The following is an 877-nucleotide window of genomic DNA, read 5'->3' as shown; positions in this document are numbered from 1 at the left end:
CCGGTCGTACCCTTGTCGCCGGTTGCGCCTTTATCGCCGGTTGCGCTTATTTCCTTGGACAAAATCTGTGAAGTCAACGGTCCCATCGCTGTTCAGGTCTTTGTCCTTATCATCGATAGTTCCATCACTGTTGAGATCTTCAGTTGCTGGCGTCTTCTTCCAGGTCTCATATGCGCTCTCGCCGCTGCGCCGGTGTCACCTTTGGCTCCGGTATCACCTTTGTCGCCCTTGATCGTCTGGTTGAAGTCGTTGTCATCAACGGTCCCATCGCTGTTCAGGTCTTTGTCCTTATCATCGATAGTTACCGTCGCTGTTGCGATCTTCAGTTGCCGGCGTCTTCTTCCAGGTCTCATATGCGCTCTCGCCGGCTGCGCCGGTGTCACCCTTGGCTCCGGTATCACCTTTGTCGCCCTTGATCGTCTGGTTGAAGTCGTTATCATCAACAGTTCCATCGCTGTTCAGGTCTTTGTCCTTATCATCGATAGTGCCGTCGCTGTTGCGGTCTTCAGTTGGCTTCTTGTTCAACCATGTCTCGTACGCACTCTCGCCGGTATCACCTTTGGCTCCGGTATCACCCTTAGCCCCAGTGTCACCTTTGATTGTCTGGTTGAAGTCGTTGTCATCAACGGTCCCATCGCTGTTCAGGTCTTTGTCCTTATCATCGATAGTACCATCACTGTTGAGATCTTCAGTTGCTGGCGTCTTCTTCCAGGTCTCATATGCGCTCTCGCCGGCTGCGCCGGTGTCACCCTTGGCACCTGTGTCACCTTTGTCGCCCTTGATCGTCTGGTTGAAGTCGTTGTCATCAACGGTCCCATCGCTGTTCAGATCTTTGTCCTTATCATCGATAGTACCGTCGCTGTTGCGGTCTTCAGTT

The 877-nt window shown here is 52.8% G+C and carries 1 pseudogene; it reads right to left on the bottom strand.

Annotated features, from left to right (window positions below):
* Nucleotides 1-291: 291 nt before the first annotated feature.
* Nucleotides 292-877 (bottom strand): annotated as a pseudogene (locus tag JCM13995_RS15125) (hypothetical protein); the annotation flags it as partial.

The sequence above is a fragment of the Lacticaseibacillus camelliae DSM 22697 = JCM 13995 genome (assembly GCF_001311195.1).
Classification (GTDB): Bacteria; Bacillota; Bacilli; order Lactobacillales; family Lactobacillaceae; genus Lacticaseibacillus; species Lacticaseibacillus camelliae.
Note: the sequence above shows the minus strand (reverse complement) of the source record. Positions and strands in the feature narration are given on the sequence as shown.